The sequence below is a fragment of the Allobosea sp. 05L423 genome, from assembly GCF_056397745.1.
Genome location: NZ_JBFTOA010000002.1, coordinates 253,395 through 273,162, shown reverse-complemented (window position 1 = coordinate 273,162; position 19,768 = coordinate 253,395). Strand labels below are relative to the sequence as shown.

The following is a 19,768-nucleotide window of genomic DNA, read 5'->3' as shown; positions in this document are numbered from 1 at the left end:
AGCGGTTCCACCGCAATACTGGAGCCCCCGCCGATCAGATTGCACTGCAATCCGATCGAATCATCCGCTCTCCATCGATATGTGATCGATATGTGAAAGACGGATTGGCCGATCGGGTCGTTTCAACCTGACCGGATCCGGTTCCAGAGCATTTTCGCGCTTCTGCGAATCGCAGAGCTGCCCCGTTTCGTCGTTTGATCGCGTTTTCTTCACGCGAACCGGCATTCACCTCGCCCGAAAACGCGCTAGTTGCGATTCTCCGCAGCCTTGCCGACGGAGGCGCGCGCTCTCGCGAAATACTCGTCGACAGCAGCGGAAACCGCCGCCACGGCCTTGTCGCGCCATTCTGGGGAATTGAGCAGTTCGGCATCCTTCGGGCTCGACATATAGCCGAGCTCGATCAGCACCGAGGGCACGTCCGGCGCGCTCAGCACCCAGAAGCGCGCCGAGCGCAGCGGGATCTTGTGCATCTTGATCGAGCCGCCGAGCTTGTCGACGAGGTTGCGGGCGAAGACGCCGGTGAAGGTCCGCGTCTCGCGTCGCGCGAGATCCATCAGAATGCCGGCGACATCCTGCACTTCCTCGCGCGTCTCCAGGCCTGCGGCGGCATCCGCCTCGTTTTCCTTGGCGGCGAGCTTGGCGGCCTCGGCGTCGGTCGCCCGTTCGGAGCGGGTATAGACTGTGGCCCCGCGCACATCCTGCGCCTGCATCAGCGAATCGGCATGGATCGAGATGAACAGGTCCGCCTGCTCACTGCGCCCCGTCTGCACCCGGTCCGAGAGCGAGACGAAGCGGTCGTCGTCGCGGGTCATCACGACGCGATAGCGGCCGGATGCTTCAAGCAGCTCCCTGAGCGCCTTGCCGAAGGCCAGCACGACAGATTTCTCGGAGATGGAAGCGACCATGGTGCCGGGGTCGATGCCGCCATGGCCGGGGTCGATGACGACGATTCGGCGTGTCTCGCCGGGCGGCTTGACGGCAGGGATCGCCGGTGCCGGCGTCTCCTGCGCCTTCTTTGTCTTGGCCGCTTCGGCGAGGAAATCGGCGCGCGCGGTCTTCTTCAATTCGATCGTGAGTTCGCCGAAGCCGCCGCGCACGGGCTTCACCTCGGTCCTGGCGATCGTGGCCGGCTGCGAGAGATCGATGATGATTCGGGCCTTGTCGGCAGTGAAGAGGCCGTAGCGATAGGCACTGACGAAGCCGGCCGTCTTCCTGGCATTCCCCTGGATCTGGAAATTGGTCGACGGCATCTCGACGATGACGCGGTCGGGCGATGCCTGCACCCAGGCCTCCACTTCCACAATCGAGGACAGCGTCATGGTCAGGCGCACGCTTTCGCCGCTCTGCTCGAGGCGAGCGTCGGTCGCGACCGGATACTCGGTCTGCGGCTTGCTCTCGCTGCGGGCCGGCGCAGAGGCGAGCGCGAGCCCGCACGCAAAGGCGATGAGGGCAGCGCCCCGCAGGAAACCGCGGGACGACCGACCTTCAGGGCCCTGAACAGCGTGGCGCATGCGCAAAAACAGCTGGAAAATCCCGTTTGATGTCACCAAGGCTTAACCATAACGGGGGTGAAATCTTAAGAGGCGGTTACCACCTCTTATGGAGGGCGTGAACCGCTTGGGGACGGGGTCGGCGAAATGCGGCCGTCATGTGACTTGCAAATCACCATCACCTGTCTGTAATGGAATTGGCTGCCCGTCAGCCTGCCCATGGGACACACCCGGATCGAGCGATCCGTCGGCGTCCGGTCAGGCTGTGCCACCTTCTCCCTCGGGAGCGGCGGCGGGATAGCCGCAACGGATCGTCCGCAGACGGTTGGTATGGGGATTGCGAGTGTTCTGCGCCCCACCTTGTCTCGCGAGCGTGCAAACGCGATGGGCCGGCCGCCAGGCAGGCACATCGCAGGTCAGGACAGATGACGGGGCATAAGACGACGCTAGCACCTCAGGTGAACCGTCCGAACCTGCGGGACCGCGCCGGGCTTCAAGCCCGAGCGGGTGTCCCGAACCGTATTCCTGTTCAGGCCAGTCTTTCCCACCTCCTGCAACATGCCGGCTCGTTCCGGCCTTCACGCGGCGCCCCTGCACGCGACGGCGGATTGTCATCCGTAGCCGCGCCTGCACCGGCGACCGCGCCAATGGAAGTTTCATATGGCCAACAAGATGCTTATCGATGCCACCCACCCGGAGGAGACCCGGGTCGTGGTGGTCCGCGGATCCCGCGTCGAAGAGTTTGATTTCGAATCCGCCAGCCGGAAGCCGCTCCGCGGCAATATCTATCTCGCCAAGGTGACGCGCGTGGAGCCGTCGCTCCAGGCTGCCTTCGTCGAATATGGCGGCAACCGGCACGGATTCCTCGCCTTCTCCGAAATCCACCCCGACTACTACCAGATTCCGGTCGCCGACCGGCAGGCGCTCATCGACGACGAGGCGCGGGCCGAGCGTGACGAGGAGCGCGACGAGGAGCGCCGCGAGAAGCGCGGCCGGCGCGATCGCCGCCGTGGCGGAGACCGCGACAATCGCGCGAAGAAGGCTGTCGCCGACGAGACCGTCTCGGCCGAGGTCGAGGCGAATGGCGAGGACGCCGAGGAGCGTGTCGAGACCGACGGCAAGGAAGCCGCCATGGTCAACGAGGGCGCGCCGGCCTTCGGCGAGTACTTCGCCCCGGCGGTTGCCGAATCGACGACCGAGGACGCCGCCGAGAATGCCGCGCCGCTGACCTTCGAGACGGTCGAGACGACCGACTCGGCTCATGAGGCTTCCGCCGAAGACGCCGAGGCTTCGGAAGTCGAGGCCCGCAAGCCTTCCGAGGACGAAGGCTCCGAGGACGGCGACGACGAGGAAAACGGCGACGAGGCCGACGAGCAGCCGGAGCAGCTCGGCGGCGGCGACGCCCTCGACGACATGCCGGAGCGCCCGCACCGCCAGTCGCGCCGCCAGTACAAGATCCAGGAGGTGATCAAGCGCCGCCAGATCATCCTGGTCCAGGTCGTCAAGGAAGAGCGCGGCAACAAGGGCGCGGCGCTCACCACCTATCTCTCGCTCGCCGGCCGCTATTCGGTGCTGATGCCGAACACCGGCAAGGGCGGCGGCATCTCGCGCAAGATTACCAATGCCGAGGATCGCAAGCGCCTGAAGGAAATCGCCCAGGAGCTCGAGGTTCCGGAGGGGATGGGCCTCATCCTGCGCACGGCCGGCGCCTCGCGCACCAAGGTCGAGATCCGGCGCGACTACGAATACCTGATGCGGATGTGGGAGAGCGTGCGCGAGCTGACGCTCGCCTCGGTCGCGCCCGCGCTGGTCTATGAGGAGGGCAACCTCGTCAAGCGCTCGATTCGTGACCTCTACAACAAGGACATCGACGAGGTTCACGTCGCCGGCGAGACGGCCTATCGCGAGGCCAAGGACTTCATGCGCATGCTCATGCCGAGCCATGCCAAGAGCGTGAAGCCCTATCGCGACCAGACCCCGCTCTTCGCCGCCTTCGGCGTCGAGAGCCAGCTCGACGCTATGTTCTCCAATACCGTGACGCTGAAGTCCGGCGGCTATCTGGTCATCAACCAGACGGAAGCGCTGGTCGCGATCGACATCAACTCGGGCCGCTCGACCCGCGAGCACAACATCGAGGACACTGCGCTCAAGACCAATCTCGAAGCGGCGGAAGAGATCGCAAGGCAGCTCAGGCTGCGCGACCTCGCCGGTCTCATCGTGATCGATTTCATCGACATGGAGGAGAACCGGAACAACCGCGCCGTCGAGAAGAAGCTGAAGGAGTGCCTGAAGGACGACCGCGCCCGCATCCAGGTCGGCCGCATCTCCGCCTTCGGTCTGCTGGAGATGTCGCGCCAGCGCATCCGCACCGGCGTGCTGGAGAGCTCCTCGGTGCCCTGCCCGCACTGCGCCGGCGCCGGCATGATCCGCTCGACGCCGTCCGTCGCGCTGCAGATCCTGCGCGCGCTGGAGGAGACGCTGATCAAGAGCGCCTCGCACAACCTGACCGTCCGCACCCGGCCGGAGGTCGCGCTCTACGTCCTCAACCAGAAGCGCGCCCATCTCACCGATCTCGAGAACCGGTTCGCCATCGCGATCACGATCTCGACCGATCCGAACCTGCTAGGCACTCGCTACTTCGAGGTCGAGCGCGGCGAGTTCGTCGGCAATGAAGGTCGCGTGATCCCGACCGGCTTCAAGGCCGAAGCCATCGCCTCCGATGTCGATGACGAGGCGCTGGACGCTGCTGCTGAGGCTGCCGCTCTCGACGCCGAGACCGGCGACAACGAGACGACCGCCGGCGAAGCCCAGGGCGAACGCGGCGAAGGCGACCGCGAGAATCGCCGCCGCCGCCGTCGCCGCCGTCGTCGGCGTGGCGGAGAGCGCGACGACCAGGGCCAGCAGCTCGACGCGGGCCAGGACGCCGAGGGTGATGAGGGCGAGGAGGGAGACGACGCGGCCGAGGGCGCGGATGTCGAGGTCATTGCCGAGGCCGTGATCGAGGCGCCTGTCGCCGAAGCCGCGCCGGAACCGGCCGCCGAAGAGGCGGCATCTGCCGAGCCGGCGAAGCCGAAGCGCAGCCGCGCCCGCAAGCCGAAGGCTGAGGCCGCCAAGGAGGCCGAAGACAAGGCTGAGACGGTCACGGCGGAAGCCGCGCCTGCGGAGAAGCCGAAGCGCAGCCGCTCGCGCAAGAAGGTCGTGCCGATCACCGAAGGCGGGGAAGCAGCCGCGGACACCGCTCCGGCCCCCGCTGAGGCGCAGCCTGAAGCCGTAACGGAAGCCGCCGAGGAAGCCGCGGCCCCGGCCGAGCCCGCTGCAGCGCCCGAGCCGGCCCCCGCGCCCGCCCCGGCCGAGGAGCCCGTCGCGGTCGTGCTGACGGAGCCGGACCCGAACCGGCCGAAGCGCGGCGGCTGGTGGAACAGGCTCGCCGGCCGCTCCTGAGCGCCCGGTTTCCGAACGGTAGATAACGAAGCCCGCCGCCACCCGCGGCGGGCTTTGTTTTTCGCGGTGCTTGGCAGCCTGGCGCCGGCTCGGCATTGTGGTCGATGGATGATCGCCGAGCCGGGAAGAAGCCGATGCAGCCGCCTCGAAACAGGGAACGTGACGTTCTCCTCCTCCTGTGCGCGATCGGGCTGCTCGGTCTGGCCTATCTCGCCTGGTGCGCCATAGGCTGGTTCGGCGTCGGGCTCCTCGGCCTCCTCGTCGTCTTCCTCGCAGTCAGGATCGAACTCGAAGGCAATCGGCCGATCGGCCCGCAAATGACGCCCGATCTCCACGCCAGCCAGTATCGCGCCGAGGCGGGTTTCGACCACGCCGAGCGCGCAAATCGTAGCGCTGAACGTGGCGTCGTCGCCAGCACGGCCCGCCTCGCCAGTCTGTTCGGGGGCGGACTGACTGTCGTGGGATTCGGCCTGTTCTTCTTGCTCTAGCCGTTCCGATCAGCTTTCACCGCGAGCCGATCGGCGAACCCGTCTCTCGCCTATCAGCTCGCTGCCGGCGCCAGCGGGGTCGGCGGCGGCACCGTCGAGATCGCGGCGGCAGCTTGGCTCTGCGCTCCTCCCTCGCCGCCGCGCACGGTGACGGCGTTGGAAGCGAAGGGAATGTGCGCCTCGTTCAACGCGCGATAGACGCGCTTGAGCGCCTCGCGCTGCAGCATCGACGCCTGATTGGGCTTGCCGGTGAATTTCAGCCGGACCACGATCGCCTGGTCGGTAATATCCGCCACACCCTGCATCTTGAGCGGCGCGATGAAGTGAGGCCCGTATTCGGGGTCCTCCAGCAAGGCGAGGCCAACCTTCTTGATGGCCTTGCGCGCCTGCTCGAGATCGGCGGAATGGTCGAGGCGGACATTGAACTTCACTGTCGCCCAGTCGCGGCTGGCATTGGTCAGCGACTGGACCTGGCCGAAGGGCACGGTGTGGATCTGCCCGCTCTGATGGCGCAGCTGCATCGAGCGCAGCGAGATCTTCTCGACCGTGCCCTTGAGCCGGCCGGTATCGACATATTCGCCGACGCGGAAGGCATCTTCGAGCATGAAGAACACGCCCGAGACGATGTCGCGCACCAGGGCCTGCGAGCCGAAGGAAATCGCGAGGCCGAGAATACCGAAACCTGCCAGCAGCGGACCGATATCAACGCCCAGGCGCGAGAGCACCACCAGGACGGTGAGGCCGAGCACGGCGCCGAGCACGACGCCGCGCAGCACCGGCAGCACGGTGGCCAGACGGCTCGGCACGTCCTCCTCATGCGCGACGTCCTCATCGGCGGGGCCGACCACGCGGTGTCGCGGCGCATAGGCATCGAAGAACGCGTGCAGGAAGACCAGGGCCACCCAGCCGACGAAGGCGAACACCGCGACGCCGCCAGTCTGGCGCATGACGGCAGCGAACTGCGCCGAACTGACACCAAGCAGAAGCCCCGCCCAGAGGCGCGCAAGGATGAAGAAGCCGGCCGCCCAGATCAACCCGACGGCGGCGGCCCGCAAAGCGGCACCGGTGGCGCGCAGCACGGGTGTTACGCCCTGCTCCGCCTCGCGCCGCGCCGCGCGGCAACGGAGCAGACTGGCGACACCGACGGCAACGATGGGGACGATGATGAGCGCAGCCTGCGACAGGGCCGACGCTTCGGCCCAACGCCCGCCGTTCGACATCATCGCCGCGCCGCTGCTGACCATCCAGAGCACGACCGTCGTCGCCATGTAGAACCATGCCGCTCCTGCCGCCATCAAACGTCGGATCGGCCCGGGCTCGGACGAGCCGGACAGGACCAGCGCCGCGAGATCGTGCCGCGCATCGTGGAACCACCAGAGCTTGAACAGCGTGACGAAAAGACCGGTGAGCGCGATGAGCCCGGTGACTGGCCGCGGGCCCGAACTGACCTGATTGGCCAGCAGGATGCCCGTCACGATCAATGGCGTCACGACGGAGTAGACGGCGAGCAGCCGGAAATGCCGCTCGGCGCGCGGCAGTGGCATGATGCGGCGTTCGGGGGTGCCCGGCGAGAGCAGGAACCGGCCGACCGCGATATAGATGGCGCCGATCGCGGCTCCGTTGGCGCCAATCGACAGCGCGATGTTCGCAAGGTCGCTGTCGGGGAGCCAGGCGTTGCGGGCGATCCGCACCACGGCAAGAGCCAGCAGGATCGCCGCGACATCCTGGAGCAGCCCCCAGGACGAGGCGATGAGGCGGGGGGTGAACTCCGGCCCCGCAGGCTGGCGCTTGCGCCAGAACCATCGGGCCGTCGCGATCCGGAACGCGAGGGCGACGGCGAGCGCGAGGCAGATGATCCCGAAGACGCGCCAGCCGGCCGTCGGACCCTCCCGGCCATTGAGATTACGCTGCCAGGACTGGTCCCAGTCGGCCGGCAGTTCGCCGATCGCGGGAATCGAGGTGCTGCCATATTCGACGCCGTCGACGAAACGGTCGACGAGCGCGTTGACTTCGGCCTGGAAGCCCTCCTCATCCGTCATCGACAGCGCAGGCGCGGGAGTTGCCGCAGACGGCTTTGCCTTGCCCGGGGTCTCCTTCGGGAGCGCCGCGGGCGGCGCGGTCGGCACGCCGCCCACCCGGATCTCCACTGGCCGGCCCGACAGCGCATCGACCATCCTGCGGATGGTTTCGGGCGTCTCGTCGCCGCGAAGGTTGAGGACGACCGGGGCCTCGGTTTCGGCGCGCGCCGTCCCGATCAAGCCGAAGGCGAGCAGGAGGGCGACCGAAACGAGCGCAGAGATCAGGATCGCTGAGGACAGCGCCGAAAAGCGCCTCGCAGAAGCCCTGCCGGCTGCAGCGACGTCCATGGTCGATCTCCCCTTATCCCAAGCGGAGAATGCGGAGGTTCTGCGGATTCTTGCAAGGGGGACGAGGCACTATGCCTCAACGTTTCCCAAGCCAGCCACCGATGCGGGAGACCGCCTCTTCGCATTCCGCCAGCGAGCCCGCGAAGGACAGTCGCACGGTGCGGGCGCCGCGCCCTTCGTCGAAGTCGAGCCCCGGTGTGATCGCGACGCCGGCCTCTTCGAGGACGCTGCGGCAGAAGGCCATGGAATCGTTCGAATACCGGCCGATATCGAGATAGATGTAGAAGGCGCCGTCGACCGGCAGGAAATCGCCGAGACCTATCTCGGGCAAGGCCTTGAGCAGGAAGGCGCGGTTTTGCGCATAGCCGGCCTTGATCGCCTCGCATTCCTGCGTCGCGTCGAAGGCCGCCTCTCCCGCCACCTGGCTGAGATAGGGCACCGAGATCGAGAAATTCTGCTGGAGCCGCTCGATGGTGCGCACCAGCCGCTCGGGCACGATGAGCCAGCCGACGCGCCAGCCGGTCATGCAATAGTATTTCGAGAACGAGTTGACGATGATTGCGTTCTGGTCGGCCGCAAGGGCTGTCGTAGCGGGCGCGTCATAGGTCAGCCCGTGGTAGATCTCGTCCGAGATGTACCAGAGTCCGAGCCTGCGACAGCAGGCCGCGACCTCGGCGATCGCGTCCGGCGCCATCACCACGCCGGTCGGGTTGGCCGGACTCATCGTCAGCACGCCGGCCAGCGGCTTTTCCCGATGGGCGCGCTCGATCAGCTCGGGCGTCAGCGCAAAGCGCGTCTCGGGCCCGACCTCGATCGCGACCGGCTCCAAGCCCAGCGCGATGAGGATGTTGCGATAGGCCGGATAGCCCGGCGCCGTGATCGCGATCCGCGACCCCGGCTGGAAGCAGGCGAGGAAGGCCAGGATAAAGCCGCCCGACGAGCCTGTCGTCACCACCACGCGCTCGGCCGCCACGTCGACGCCATAAGCTTCGCGATAATGGCGCGCGATGCGATCCCTCAGCGAATCCGTGCCGAGAGCCTGCGTGTATCCGATCCGCCCGTCTTCCAGCGCCCGCGCCACCGAAGCGCGGATCGAGGCCGGGGTCGGCGCCGAGGGCTGGCCGACCTCCATATGCACCACCGAGCCGCCGCGACGTTCGATCGCGGCCGCCTGGTTCATCACGTCCATGACGATGAAGGGGGCGACACGCTCGGCGCGCTCGGCGAGGGCAGGCAGCGCAGCGGGCGAAAACGGGGGCTTCTGCATCGACTTGTCCGGTTCATCGAGGGGCCGAGCCCGCGTAGCCGAGCCGGAGCCTGCCCGCAACCGCCGCCCTGCTGGCAGAGCTGTGATTTGACCTTCGGGCGGCGAAGACACACAAGCTCGCGCTTACGAGTGCTTTGTTCCGGTGGGTCATTCTCCGCCCGGCGGCTTTGAAAGGACAACGAGATGGCTTTCCGGACCCTCACCAGCCTGGCGCGCGCCTGCCTGCGGCCCGCCGCCCTCGCGCTCGGCCTCTGGCTCGCGGTCTCCGCGGTGCCCGCCATGGCACAGGGCCAGCCCCTGTCGCCCGAGCAGCGCAAGGCGGTGACCGACCTGATCCGCGAGACGCTGCTGAAGAATCCCGAGATCATCCAGGATGCGCTGATCGAGCTCGAGCGCCGCAACACCGTCGCCCAGGCCGAGGCGCAGCGCGGCGCGGTCGCCGCCGAGAAGGCGCGGATCAGCGACCCGGCAACCTCCGTCATCATCGGCAACCCCGAAGGCGACATCACCCTCGTCGAGTTCATGGACTACAACTGCGGCTTCTGCAAAAGGGCGATGGAGGACGTGACGGCACTCGCCAAGAGCGATCCGAAGCTCCGCGTCGTGCTGAAGGACTTCCCGATCCTCGGGCCCGATTCGGTCGAGGCGAGCCGCGTCGCGGTTGCCGTCAAGAGCCAGCTCCAGGGCCAGAAGTACTTCGATTTCCACAACAAGCTGATGGCCGTGAAGGGCAAGGTCAACGCTGCCAAGGCGCTTGAAGTCGCCAAGGAGGCCGGCGCCGATGTCGAGCGGCTGAAGAAGGACATGGAGGCCCCGGCCACCAAGGCGGCCATCGAGGACACGGTCGCGCTCGGCGACCGCCTCGGCCTCACCGGCACGCCCGCCTTCATTGTCGGCGACGAGATCGTCTTCGGCGCCGTCGGCCAGGCCGCGCTGAAGCAGAAGATCGACTCCGTGCGCCGCTGCGGCAAGACCGACTGCGCCGGCTGACCCGCAACGGCGCTCACGCTGCGGCGTCATCGGGCCGGCGGGCGCCCTTCAGGCTTCCCCTGCCGCCCCGCAACGTTTATGAGGGCGGCTCCTGCCGCCCGCGCGCGGCGCCGGAATCAACGCCTTCCATGGTCGCCGTCCACGTCCTGAACGGACCCAACCTCAACCTGCTCGGCACCCGCGAACCGGGAACCTATGGCGCGGTCACACTGGCCGGCGTCGAGGAAAGGCTGCGGCGCCGGGCCGAGGCTGGGGGTGTCGATCTCAGCTTCCGCCAGACCAATTTCGAGGGTGAGCTCGTCACCTTCATCCAGGAGGCGGGCCTTGCCGGGGCCGGCATCGTCATCAATGCCGGTGCCTACACCCACACCTCGGTGGCGCTGCGCGATGCGATCAAGGGCGTCGATGCTCTGGCGATCGAGGTTCATATCTCGAATGTGCATGCACGCGAGGAGTTCCGGCACCATTCCTATATGGCGCCGGTCTGCGTGGGCGTGATCTGCGGCTTCGGCGTCGCGAGCTACGAGCTGGCCTTCGATGCCATCGTGCCGCTGCTGGAAAAGCGGGCGGCGAAGGCCGCCTGAAAACCGAATGAACGGGACGGCAGCTCTGCGGCCGGCCCATCCGAGAATCTAAAGAAGACGGTGACACCCGCCATGGCGACCAAGAGCCCGATCGATCCCGAACTTGTCCGCGAGCTCGCCGAGCTCCTGAACCAGACCGATCTCACCGAGATCGAGGTCGAGAAGGGCGATCTGCGCGTCCGCGTCGCCCGCAGCATCACCACGACCGTTCAGGTCCCGGCCGCGGCGCCCTTGGCCGTCGCAGCCGCGCCGGTCGCGGCCGCCCCGGTCGAGAGCAAGCCGACCGCCGCCCATCCGGGTGCGGTCACCTCGCCGATGGTCGGCACCGCCTATCGCCGCCCCTCGCCCGAGGCCAAGCCCTTCGTCGAGGTCGGCAGCGTCGTGAAGCAGGGTGAGCGCATCCTGYTCGTCGAGGCGATGAAGACCTTCAACGACATCGTCGCGCCCCGCGCCGGCACGGTCACGGCCGTCCTCGTCGAAGACGGCCAGCCGGTCGAATACGGCGAGCCGCTGCTGGTGATCGAGTGAGCGCGGCGCCGCTCGCCGCCGGGTCGGATTTGGGTTTCAAGATGTTCGACAAGATCCTGATCGCAAACCGTGGAGAGATCGCGCTGCGTGTCCTGCGCGCAGCCAAGGAACTGGGCATCGCGACGGTCGCGGTCCACTCCACCGCCGATGCCAACGCGATGCATGTGCGCCTCGCCGACGAGAGCGTCTGCATCGGCCCGCCGTCGGCGCGCGAGAGCTATCTCAACATCCCCGCGCTGATCGCCGCCTGCGAGATCACGGGCGCCGATGCCGTGCATCCCGGCTATGGCTTCCTCTCCGAGAACGCCCGCTTCGCCGAGATCCTCGAGCAGCACAACATCACCTTCATCGGCCCCAAGGCCGAGCATATCCGCAGCATGGGCGACAAGATCGAGGCCAAGCGCACCGCCAAGCGCCTCGGCATCCCCTGCGTGCCAGGCTCGGAAGGCGGCATCGCGGATGACGAGGAGGCGCTGAAGATCATTCGCGAGATCGGCTTCCCGGTCATCATCAAGGCCGCGTCGGGCGGTGGCGGCAAAGGCATGAAGGTCGTGCGGAACGAGGCGGAACTCTCCGTTCTGCTCGCCACGGCCCGTAGCGAAGCCAAGGCCAATTTCGGCGACGATGCGGTCTACATCGAGAAATATCTCGAGAAGCCGCGCCATATCGAGATCCAGGTGCTCGGCGACGGCCGCGGTCATGCGATCCATCTGGGCGAGCGCGACTGCTCGCTGCAGCGCCGCCACCAGAAGGTCTGGGAGGAAGGCCCCTCGCCCGCCCTCAACGCCAGCGAACGCGACCGGATCGGCGAAGTCTGCGCCAAGGCGATGTGCGAACTGCAGTATCGCGGCGCAGGCACGATCGAGTTCCTCTACGAGGACGGCGAGTTCTACTTCATCGAGATGAACACCCGCATCCAGGTCGAGCATCCCGTCACCGAGATGATCACCGGCATCGACCTCGTCAACGAGCAGATCCGCATCGCCGCCGGCGCGCCGCTCTCGCTCAAGCAGTCGGACATCGTCATCGAGGGCCACGCCATCGAGTGCCGGGTCAATGCCGAGCATCCGGCGACGTTCCGCCCCTCGCCCGGCAAGATCGCCTCGTTCCACACGCCGGGCGGCCTCGGCGTGCGCGTCGATTCCGCTGCCTACCAGGGCTATACCATCCCGCCGCACTACGACTCGCTGGTCGGCAAGCTGATCGTTCACGGCCGCAACCGCGACGAGTGCCTGATGCGCCTGCGCCGCTCGCTCGACGAGTTCGTCGTTGACGGTGTCGACACGACCCTGCCGCTGTTCCGGACCCTGGTGCGCAACCCGGACATCCTCAACGGCGAATACAACATCCACTGGCTCGAGAAATTCCTCGCCGCCGGCGGCATGGGCGAATCTCAGACCTGAGAGCCCGGCAACCCAGGAAAAGACAAAGCCCCCCGCATCTCGCGGGGGGCTTTTTTGTTCATATTGGAAAGGAAACCCCGGGGGGCATCCCGGGTGTCCCTACGGTCGTCCGGGATGAGCTGCGTTTCCCTTAGGAAGCCCGTGCCCCGGGACGGGAGCTTCAAATCGTCTCCAGCAGGCCCTTCATCAGCGCCTGGCGCGGGGCGATCGAGGAGATCAGCGCGTATTCCTGCAGCGTATGTGCGCCGTCGCCGTCGATGCCGAGGCCGTCGAGGGTCGGCACGCCGAGCGCGGCGGTGAAGTTGCCGTCCGAACCGCCGCCCGTCATCGGGCAGTCCTGCAGGTCGAGCCCGATGCCGGCCGCGACCTTCTGCGCCTTGGCGAACAGCTCCGCCACCATCGCCGATTTCTCATAGGGCGGCCGGTTCATGCCGCCGGTGATGCGCAGCTTCACATCGGGGTCGTGCGGCTTGAGGCTGAGGATGCGGTTCTCCATCATCACGCCATCGGCGAGCGTGGTGACGCGGCAATCGACGCTGAACCAGGCATGCTGCGGGATGACGTTCGCCGCCGTTCCGCCGCCGACCAGGGCAACGCTCGTCGTGATGCCGCGGGCATAGTCGGTCATGCCCTCTACGGCGAGGATCTGGTGCGCCGCCTCACGGATGGCGCTGCGCCCATCGGCATGGCGCGACCCGGAATGGGCCGGCCGGCCTTCCAGCCTGACATCGAAGCGGCCGACGCCCTTGCGCGCCGTGACGATCCTGCCGCCTTGCCGCGCCGGCTCGGTGACCAGCACCGCTGACGAATTCCGGCCGATCTCCTCGATCAACCCGCGGCTGGTCGGCGAACCGATCTCTTCGTCCGGTGTGAACAGGAAGACCAGCGGCCGCTTGGCGCTGCCGGCGATCGCGACCTGCTTGAAGGCCTGCAACGCGAGCCAGGCGCCACCCTTCATGTCGTAGACGCCGGGGCCGTAGAGGCGGTCTCCCTCGATCCTGACCGGCAGCTCCTTGGAGCTCGTGCCGACCGGATGCACCGTATCGAGATGCGACATCACCGCGACCGCCGGCTGGCCGTTGTCGAGGCCGGCGCGCAGCATGACCATGTCGCCGAGCCCGTCGCGGCCGGGAATGCGCTCGAGCGCGATCGGCAGCCCTTCGACATCCTTCTGGACCAGATCCATCATGCCGTTCAGCCCGGCGGCATGGTTCGTGGGACTCTCGAGCGCAACCCAGACGGAGAGCGCGGCGGCGGCATCGTTCTGATTCATGGGGTCATGTTCTCCAAAGATGCGGAGGCCCGGAAGGCCATTTCCATGCATGGCTCGCAGGCTCCGGGCGCGGCTCAGCGGCCGGCCAGAGCCGCTTCCGCCGCCTCTGCGATCGCAAACAGCGCAGCATCGCCGCCGCCGGCCCGTGCCAGCATCAGCCCGGCCGGCGCCTCGCCCGCACGATGCATCGGCAGCGAGATCGCACAACCATCCATCATGTTGACCAGCGTCGAGTTGCGCAGCATCAGCAGGTTGATGCGGGTGAAGGCCTCGTCGTCCTCGGCGAGCTCGGCGATGGTCGGCGCGACGGTCGGCACGGTCGGCATGGCCAGCACGTCGAAGGCAGAAACCTCCTCGCGCATCGCCGCGACGAAAGCGGCCCGCGCATGGGTGAGCTCGATATAGTCGGCGCAATCCTGGTTGCGGCCGCGCAGAACCCGCGTCCGCACGCGTGGATCGTAGCCATCGCCCTTCGCCTCGATCAGGGCGCGGTGATGGGCGTAGGCCTCCGAGGCAGCGAAGCCGCCCTTGGCGTTGATCCGGGCGACTTCGGCGAAGCGTTCCAGGGGCGTATCCATCACGACGGCGCCGGCCTTCGCCAGCAACTCCAGCGCCCGGTCGAAGCTCGCCGCGACATGGGCGTCGAGCCCGTCGAGCGCGACCGTCTGCGGCACGGCGATGCGCAGCCCGCCCAGGCTGGTCGGGACCTCCTTCGGCAGCTCGGCTCCGCTCATGATCTCGTGCAGCACGCGGCAGCATTCGACGCTGTTGGCGAGCGGCCCGATCGAATCGAGCGTCTGCGACAGCGGAAAGGCACCCTCGCGCGGCACGCTGGCTGCGGTCGGCTTGTAGCCGACGATGCCGCAGAACGCCGCGGGGATGCGGCAGGAGCCGCCGGTGTCCGAGCCGATACCGGCATAGGCCATGCCGTCCGCGACCGACACGGCTGCCCCCGAAGAAGAACCGCCGGGAATGCGGCGTGCCGTGCGGTCATAGGGCGAAGCCGGCGTACCGTAATGCGGATTGAGGCCGAGCCCCGAGAAGGCGAACTCGGTCATGTTGGTCCGACCCATCACGATGAAGCCGGCGCGCCGCAGCCGTGCGATTGCCGGCGCGTCGCGCTCGGCCGGAGCCGCATCGGCCAGTACGACCGAGCCGGCCGTGGTCGCTTCGCCAGCGAGGTCGAACAGATCCTTCACCGAGATCGGGATGCCAGCAAAGGGCGACGGCGCCAGCCCCGCAGACCGTAGCTTGTCCATCGCCTCGGCCGCGGCGAGCGCCGCCTCGCGATGGACCTTGACGAAGGCGAGCTTGCCCTCCCCCTCCGGCGCGTCGATCCGAGCCTGCGCCTCGCGCACGAGGGCAAGCGCAGTGGTCCGGCCGGAGGCGAGATCGTCGGCAAGGGCGGAAAGAGTGCGAGCCATGATGTTGTCGGACCGGGTGGAGGCGGAGGATATCGAGGAGCAGGCAGGCCGCCCTTCGGAGGAAACCGCGCATGTTTGGCATGCTGCGGACCAACAGCATAGCTATGTGCAGGCAAGGCGGCCCCGCCGCCGCCACAGGCGATCCCCGCGATGTCGCAGCGAACGACATGTTCCTGTGAAATGTTTGGGGTGCGGGGTGAATTCAGCTCTTGCCAAGCCGGACCGCATTGATTAGACCCCGGCTCACCAACGCGGCGCCACGAAGCGCCACTTCGTTGGGGGATCGTCTAACGGTAGGACCCCAGACTCTGACTCTGGTTGTCTAGGTTCGAATCCTAGTCCCCCAGCCAGCCTTTTCGGCGTGGCGTTTGCAGAAAATCACCAAAATCCAGTGACGTGCGGAGCCGAGCGGTGCTTGCCGCTGCGCGCAGATCTAATCCAGCGACTTCCGGTGCCTGATGGCGCCCGAATCCGAGGCTGCGGTCAGGCGGCCTCGGATTCGAGTCGCCGGATCAGAGGTCCATTCTGAACGAGTAACTCGCGCCAAGCCCGACCGTGAACTGGTCACGCTGGCCGATCGTGCTGACAAGCGGCGAGCGCGCGGCCTGGTCGATCATGCGGTCGTAGCGCGCGAAAAGCGTCGTCGACCACTGCTCGGACCAGGTATATTCGAGCGCCGCCGCCACACCGAGGCTCTTGGCGCCGCCGGACGGCCGGTACGGGGCGATAAAGCCATTGATCAGCGATTCCGGCACGGTCACACCGAAATTGGTGCGCATGTAGGAAGCGCTTCCGAGCGAGAGCCGCGGGCCCGCCGACAGCGTGAAGCGTCCCACGCGCTCGACCCAGTCGGCCGAGAGATCGGCAACGATGCCCTGATGTCCGTTGAAGCCCTGCCGAATCTCGATGCGCGTGCGCAGCCGATCGAGGATCGGCCAGTACTCGGCGAAAATGCCGGCCTCGATCGCCCAGGGGACGTCTCGCATGCCGAAAAGCTTGACGCTGGATGAGGAGTAGCGCCCGCTTTTCCAACCTCCCGCCACGCCGAAGCTGAAGCGGTCGGTTTCATAGATCGCGAAATCGAGGCTGTCGTCGGGCGCGCTGAAGCCCGCAGGCTCGCCGACGCGGCGCCAGCTGAGCGAGGGCATGAAGGAGGGGCCCACGGCATTCGCCCCCTCGTATTTGGGGCCCATCTGGAACGATCCGCCGAGCGTCACGATCCAGCCCTTGGCCGGCGTTGCATCCGTCAGGGCCGGGGTCGGCTCGGCAGCCGCCGCGGACGTCGCCGAAAGCAGAACGAGGCAACCAATCTTTCCAAAACCGATACGCGACACGGTTCCTCCATGGGCGGCAAACGCGCCAAACTTCGTTCTGGCGCGCTTTCGCGACAGTGCCGCTACAAGCCCGCCAATCATTCGACCACCGTCCGGCCCACTCGAATATCGAGCTTCTTGATTCTATGCCAGAGGCTGCGTTCGGCGATGCCGAGCATCCGTGCCGCTTTCACCTGCACGCCCTCGCTCCGGCGCAGCGCCTCGATGATGAAATCCCGTTCGATCCGTTCGAGTTCAGCGTCGAGATCGCGCGGCAGCGCGTCGCGGCCAGCCCGACGCTGCCCCTCAAACAGGTCGCGCGGGAGATCCTGGACATCGATCTGGGCAGTCTTGGCGACGATGAGCGCCCGCTCGATGCAATTGTGCAGCTCGCGGATATTGCCCGGCCAGTCATGCCCCGCCATGGCCGCGAGTGCGGCCGGTGAGAAGCCGGCGACCCGCTTGCCGATCGATTCCGACAGCGTCGCCAGGAAATGCGTCGCCAGAAGCGGAATGTCCTCAGGGCGCTCTCGCAATGCGGGCAGCTGGATCGGAAAGACATTGAGCCGATAGAACAGGTCTTCCCGAAAGCGGCCCGTAGCCACCTCTTCGCGCATGTCCTTATGCGTCGCCGCGATCAGGCGGACATCGACGCTCTGGCTGCGGTTGGCGCCCACGGGCTCGAAGCTGCGTTCCTGGACGACACGCAACAGCTTCGCCTGGATCGCAAGCGGCATGTCACCGATCTCGTCGAGGAAGAGCGTACCGCCCTCAGCCGCCGCGAAACGGCCGACCCGATTGGCCAGCGCGCCGGTGAAGGCGCCCTTGACGTGGCCGAAGAGCTCGCTCTCCAGCAGGGTTTCAGGGATGGCGGCGCAATTCACGGCGATGAAGGGTCGCCCCCGGCGCGGACTGTTGAAATGGATCGCCCGGGCGACCAGTTCCTTGCCGGTGCCGCTCTCTCCGTTCAGCATGACGGTCGCCCGGGTCTCGCAAACCTCGGTGACCTGCTCGATTACGCGGCGGAACGACGCGCTGTTGCCGATGAGCGTATCGAAGCTGTGGCGCCCTTCCAGCTCACTGCGCAGGCGCTCATTGTCCCGCACCACATCGGCCAGGCGCAGCGCGCGCCTGATCGTCGCCGCGACATCCTCCATCTCGAAGGGCTTGGCGATGTAGTCGAACGCGCCTTCCTTGATGAGCTCGACCGCATCGCGCACCGCGGCGAAGGCCGTCAGGATGATGACCGGAATATCCGGCCAGCGGCTGCGCACTTCACGCAGCAGGTCGCGCCCATCCATGACCGGCAGCCGAAGATCGGTGAGCACGAGGTCGAAGCGCGACTGGTCCAGGGCCGCAAGGGCTGCCTGCACGCTCGTCACAGCGGTCGTGCGATAGCCGAGATCCTCCAGTGCGGCCGCCAGCACGTCGGCCAGACGCTCCTCGTCGTCGACGACCAGGATGGTGTGGCTCAAGAGCGCCCTCCCGTTTCGGCCCGCGGCAATGCAAGGGTAAAGGCCGCACCCTCGCCCGGTGCACATTCGCAAGCAACCGTTCCGCCATGCGCCGCCGCCACGCTCTGCACCTTCGCGAGCCCCAGACCCGTACCTTTCGCCTTGGTGGTAAAGAACGGATTGAAGACCTCGCCCCGGATCGCGTCGGGAACGCCAGGTCCTTCGTCGCGGATCGTCAGCGACACCGTATCCGAATTCACCGCCAAGCTCGCGTAGATGGTGCCACCCGAGGGCATGGCATCCATGGCATTGAGGACCAGATTGAGGCAGGCTTGGTGAAGCTGGTCGGGGTCGCCGCTGATCTGGGCGCCTCCACTCTGGTCGTCGATGTGAAGGGTGATGCCGCGCCGGGAAAGCTCGGGCGTCGCGATGGCCGCGACCCGTTCGATGACATTGCGCAACGGGAAGTGGCTGCGCACGAGCGGTCTCGGCTGAGCGAAGTCGAGAAAGTCGCGCATCAAGGTCTCGATCCGGCGAACCTCGTCGATGACATAGCCGAGCATCTTCCCCTCGGTAGCACCGAGCTTGGAGCGATTGCGCACCACTTCCGTAGACGTCTTGATGATGCCGAGCGGATTGCGAACCTCGTGCGCGATCACCATCGCCGCCTGCCCGAGCGCCGAAAGCCTGTCGCGGCGGCGCAATTCCATTTCGAGATCATGCAGCTTGCCCAGCTGCTCGGCCATTCCATTGAAGCCAGCGGCGAGCTGCGCGATCTCGCGGCCGCCGCTGGCCGTGACGCGCTGACCGAAATCACCCGCTGCAATCGCCCTGACGCCCCGGGTGAGGGCACGCAACGGCCGCACGAGCACTTCCGACATCAATATGCCGACGACAATCGCGATGCAGCTTCCAAACAGGAATATGCCGAGGAACAGCCGCTCGCGGCCGAGCTGCTCGAAGAAGCCTGCCTCGCTGCGCAGGCCGATGAAGCTGATCGCCGCCAACTTACCGTCTATGCCGCGAAAGCCGGTATAGACGGCTCTGTAGCCCCCGCCATCGGCGTCCGCATCGAAGATTTCATCCTCGCCGGCATCGAGCCGCGTCAGTATCGCCTTGGGCACGGTGATCTGCCGATCGTTATGCGTCTGCACGATCGGTTCGAGCTCGCCGCCGAAGTCGGAGAACAGGTGCACCTCGAGCGAGGTGACCACTTTGATCCCGCCCAGGTAGTTGTCGTCGAGCCACGAGCCCACGAGAAGGTTGGCGGATTGCCCGTTGATCTGAATGGACTGGACGGCTCCTGCCATGATCCAGCGCCGGCCGTCGGCAATGATCCTGAACAATCCCTGCCCCGTCTTCTCGGGCAGAGACCCGACCGAAGAGAAACGGCGCGAGGAGAAGATGACTTCCCCGCCGGGTCGATAGACCGCAATGAGATCGTAGCCGACCGAGCTCAGCACACCGAATTCGCGCTCGACGGTATGCTGCATCTTGACGTCGCTCGGGCTCCGTTCCAGCCGGCTCCCGATGACGCCGGCAACGCGCTGCGCCTCCTGCGCGGCTTCGGCGACCTCCAGCCCGAAGAAGCGCGAAGTCTCGCCCAGCCAATGCGCGACATTGTCCTCGAACGCGTTGGAAATCAGCTTCGCGGCGACAAAGGCCGACGCCAGCATCGCCGGCACGATGACCAGCAGGAAGCCGATCACCAGCCTGAGCCTGAGCGTCGTCATCCGAGTAGACACGA

At 66.8% G+C, this 19,768-nt stretch carries 14 protein-coding genes and 1 tRNA gene; 7 read left to right on the top strand and 8 right to left on the bottom strand.

Annotation, left to right across the window (positions count from 1 at the left end; genetic code table 11):
• Window positions 1-245: 245 nt before the first annotated feature.
• Window positions 246-1,511: an N-acetylmuramoyl-L-alanine amidase gene (locus AC1DNE_RS05340; RefSeq protein ID WP_441470931.1), complete on the bottom strand. Its 1,266-nt coding sequence runs from the start codon at window positions 1,509-1,511 to the stop codon at window positions 246-248.
• A 639-nt stretch (window positions 1,512-2,150) separates the two neighbouring features.
• Between AC1DNE_RS05340 and AC1DNE_RS05335 the strand changes: the two genes are divergently transcribed.
• Entirely contained in the window at window positions 2,151-4,931 is a 2,781-nt protein-coding gene (locus AC1DNE_RS05335) for an Rne/Rng family ribonuclease (RefSeq protein ID WP_441470930.1), read from the top strand.
• Between the two features lie 134 nt (window positions 4,932-5,065).
• Complete coding sequence (locus AC1DNE_RS05330; RefSeq protein WP_441470929.1) at window positions 5,066-5,419, top strand: hypothetical protein; 354 nt, start codon at window positions 5,066-5,068, stop codon at window positions 5,417-5,419.
• Between the two features lie 53 nt (window positions 5,420-5,472).
• On the opposite strand, the gene AC1DNE_RS05325 is transcribed toward AC1DNE_RS05330, so the two are convergent.
• Window positions 5,473-7,785 (bottom strand): mechanosensitive ion channel family protein, encoded by a 2,313-nt coding sequence (locus AC1DNE_RS05325; protein ID WP_441470928.1) that lies wholly within the window; start codon window positions 7,783-7,785, stop codon window positions 5,473-5,475.
• Between the two features lie 76 nt (window positions 7,786-7,861).
• Window positions 7,862-9,052 carry a pyridoxal phosphate-dependent aminotransferase gene (locus tag AC1DNE_RS05320; protein WP_441470927.1) on the bottom strand — a complete coding sequence of 397 codons (1,191 nt, stop codon included), beginning with the start codon at window positions 9,050-9,052 and terminating at the stop codon, window positions 7,862-7,864.
• 183 nt (window positions 9,053-9,235) lie between these two features.
• Between AC1DNE_RS05320 and AC1DNE_RS05315 the strand changes: the two genes are divergently transcribed.
• The 4 genes from AC1DNE_RS05315 to accC all read left to right on the top strand — a co-directional run bounded on the left by AC1DNE_RS05315 (window position 9,236) and on the right by accC (window position 12,557).
• Entirely contained in the window at window positions 9,236-10,042 is an 807-nt protein-coding gene (locus AC1DNE_RS05315; RefSeq protein WP_441470926.1) for a DsbA family protein, read from the top strand.
• 128 nt (window positions 10,043-10,170) lie between these two features.
• The gene (aroQ, locus tag AC1DNE_RS05310; protein ID WP_441470925.1) at window positions 10,171-10,626 is read left to right on the top strand and encodes a type II 3-dehydroquinate dehydratase; all 456 of its coding nucleotides are present in this window, start codon (window positions 10,171-10,173) and stop codon (window positions 10,624-10,626) included.
• 72 nt (window positions 10,627-10,698) lie between these two features.
• Complete coding sequence (gene accB / locus AC1DNE_RS05305) at window positions 10,699-11,154, top strand: acetyl-CoA carboxylase biotin carboxyl carrier protein (protein WP_476840940.1); 456 nt, start codon at window positions 10,699-10,701, stop codon at window positions 11,152-11,154.
• A 41-nt stretch (window positions 11,155-11,195) separates the two neighbouring features.
• Window positions 11,196-12,557, top strand: a complete 1,362-nt coding sequence (gene accC, locus AC1DNE_RS05300; protein WP_441470923.1) for an acetyl-CoA carboxylase biotin carboxylase subunit — start codon at window positions 11,196-11,198, stop codon at window positions 12,555-12,557.
• A 160-nt stretch (window positions 12,558-12,717) separates the two neighbouring features.
• On the opposite strand, the gene AC1DNE_RS05295 is transcribed toward accC, so the two are convergent.
• Window positions 12,718-13,830, bottom strand: a complete 1,113-nt coding sequence (locus AC1DNE_RS05295) for a M20 family metallopeptidase (RefSeq protein ID WP_441470922.1) — start codon at window positions 13,828-13,830, stop codon at window positions 12,718-12,720.
• Between the two features lie 74 nt (window positions 13,831-13,904).
• Window positions 13,905-15,254 (bottom strand): amidase, encoded by a 1,350-nt coding sequence (locus AC1DNE_RS05290; RefSeq protein ID WP_441470921.1) that lies wholly within the window; start codon window positions 15,252-15,254, stop codon window positions 13,905-13,907.
• 276 nt (window positions 15,255-15,530) lie between these two features.
• On the opposite strand from AC1DNE_RS05290, the gene AC1DNE_RS05285 reads away from it, so the two are divergent.
• Window positions 15,531-15,604 (top strand) — tRNA-Gln (locus tag AC1DNE_RS05285).
• A gap of 162 nt (window positions 15,605-15,766) precedes the next feature.
• On the opposite strand, the gene AC1DNE_RS05280 is transcribed toward AC1DNE_RS05285, so the two are convergent.
• The 3 genes from AC1DNE_RS05280 to AC1DNE_RS05270 form a co-directional block, all read right to left on the bottom strand.
• On the bottom strand, window positions 15,767-16,588 hold the full coding sequence (locus AC1DNE_RS05280) for a MipA/OmpV family protein (RefSeq protein WP_476765318.1): 822 nt from the start codon (window positions 16,586-16,588) through the stop codon (window positions 15,767-15,769).
• 77 nt (window positions 16,589-16,665) lie between these two features.
• The gene (locus AC1DNE_RS05275) at window positions 16,666-18,042 is read right to left on the bottom strand and encodes a sigma-54-dependent transcriptional regulator (protein ID WP_441470917.1); all 1,377 of its coding nucleotides are present in this window, start codon (window positions 18,040-18,042) and stop codon (window positions 16,666-16,668) included.
• On the bottom strand, window positions 18,039-19,367 hold the full coding sequence (locus tag AC1DNE_RS05270) for a sensor histidine kinase (protein WP_476840939.1): 1,329 nt from the start codon (window positions 19,365-19,367) through the stop codon (window positions 18,039-18,041). Before AC1DNE_RS05270 ends, AC1DNE_RS05275 begins: the two co-directional genes overlap by 4 nt.
• Between the last annotated feature and the right edge of the window lie 401 nt (window positions 19,368-19,768).

Excerpts from the sequence above, each read along its gene's own strand:
- AC1DNE_RS05340 (WP_441470931.1), bottom strand. The coding sequence starts at position 1,511 with ATGCGCCACGCTGTTCAGGGCCCTGAAGGTCGGTCGTCCCGCGGTTTC.
- AC1DNE_RS05335 (WP_441470930.1), top strand. The coding sequence starts at position 2,151 with ATGGCCAACAAGATGCTTATCGATGCCACCCACCCGGAGGAGACCCGG.
- AC1DNE_RS05330 (WP_441470929.1), top strand. The coding sequence starts at position 5,066 with ATGCAGCCGCCTCGAAACAGGGAACGTGACGTTCTCCTCCTCCTGTGC.
- AC1DNE_RS05325 (WP_441470928.1), bottom strand. The coding sequence starts at position 7,785 with ATGGACGTCGCTGCAGCCGGCAGGGCTTCTGCGAGGCGCTTTTCGGCG.
- AC1DNE_RS05320 (WP_441470927.1), bottom strand. The coding sequence starts at position 9,052 with ATGCAGAAGCCCCCGTTTTCGCCCGCTGCGCTGCCTGCCCTCGCCGAG.
- AC1DNE_RS05315 (WP_441470926.1), top strand. The coding sequence starts at position 9,236 with ATGGCTTTCCGGACCCTCACCAGCCTGGCGCGCGCCTGCCTGCGGCCC.
- aroQ (WP_441470925.1), top strand. The coding sequence starts at position 10,171 with ATGGTCGCCGTCCACGTCCTGAACGGACCCAACCTCAACCTGCTCGGC.
- accC (WP_441470923.1), top strand. The coding sequence starts at position 11,196 with ATGTTCGACAAGATCCTGATCGCAAACCGTGGAGAGATCGCGCTGCGT.
- AC1DNE_RS05295 (WP_441470922.1), bottom strand. The coding sequence starts at position 13,830 with ATGAATCAGAACGATGCCGCCGCCGCGCTCTCCGTCTGGGTTGCGCTC.
- AC1DNE_RS05290 (WP_441470921.1), bottom strand. The coding sequence starts at position 15,254 with ATGGCTCGCACTCTTTCCGCCCTTGCCGACGATCTCGCCTCCGGCCGG.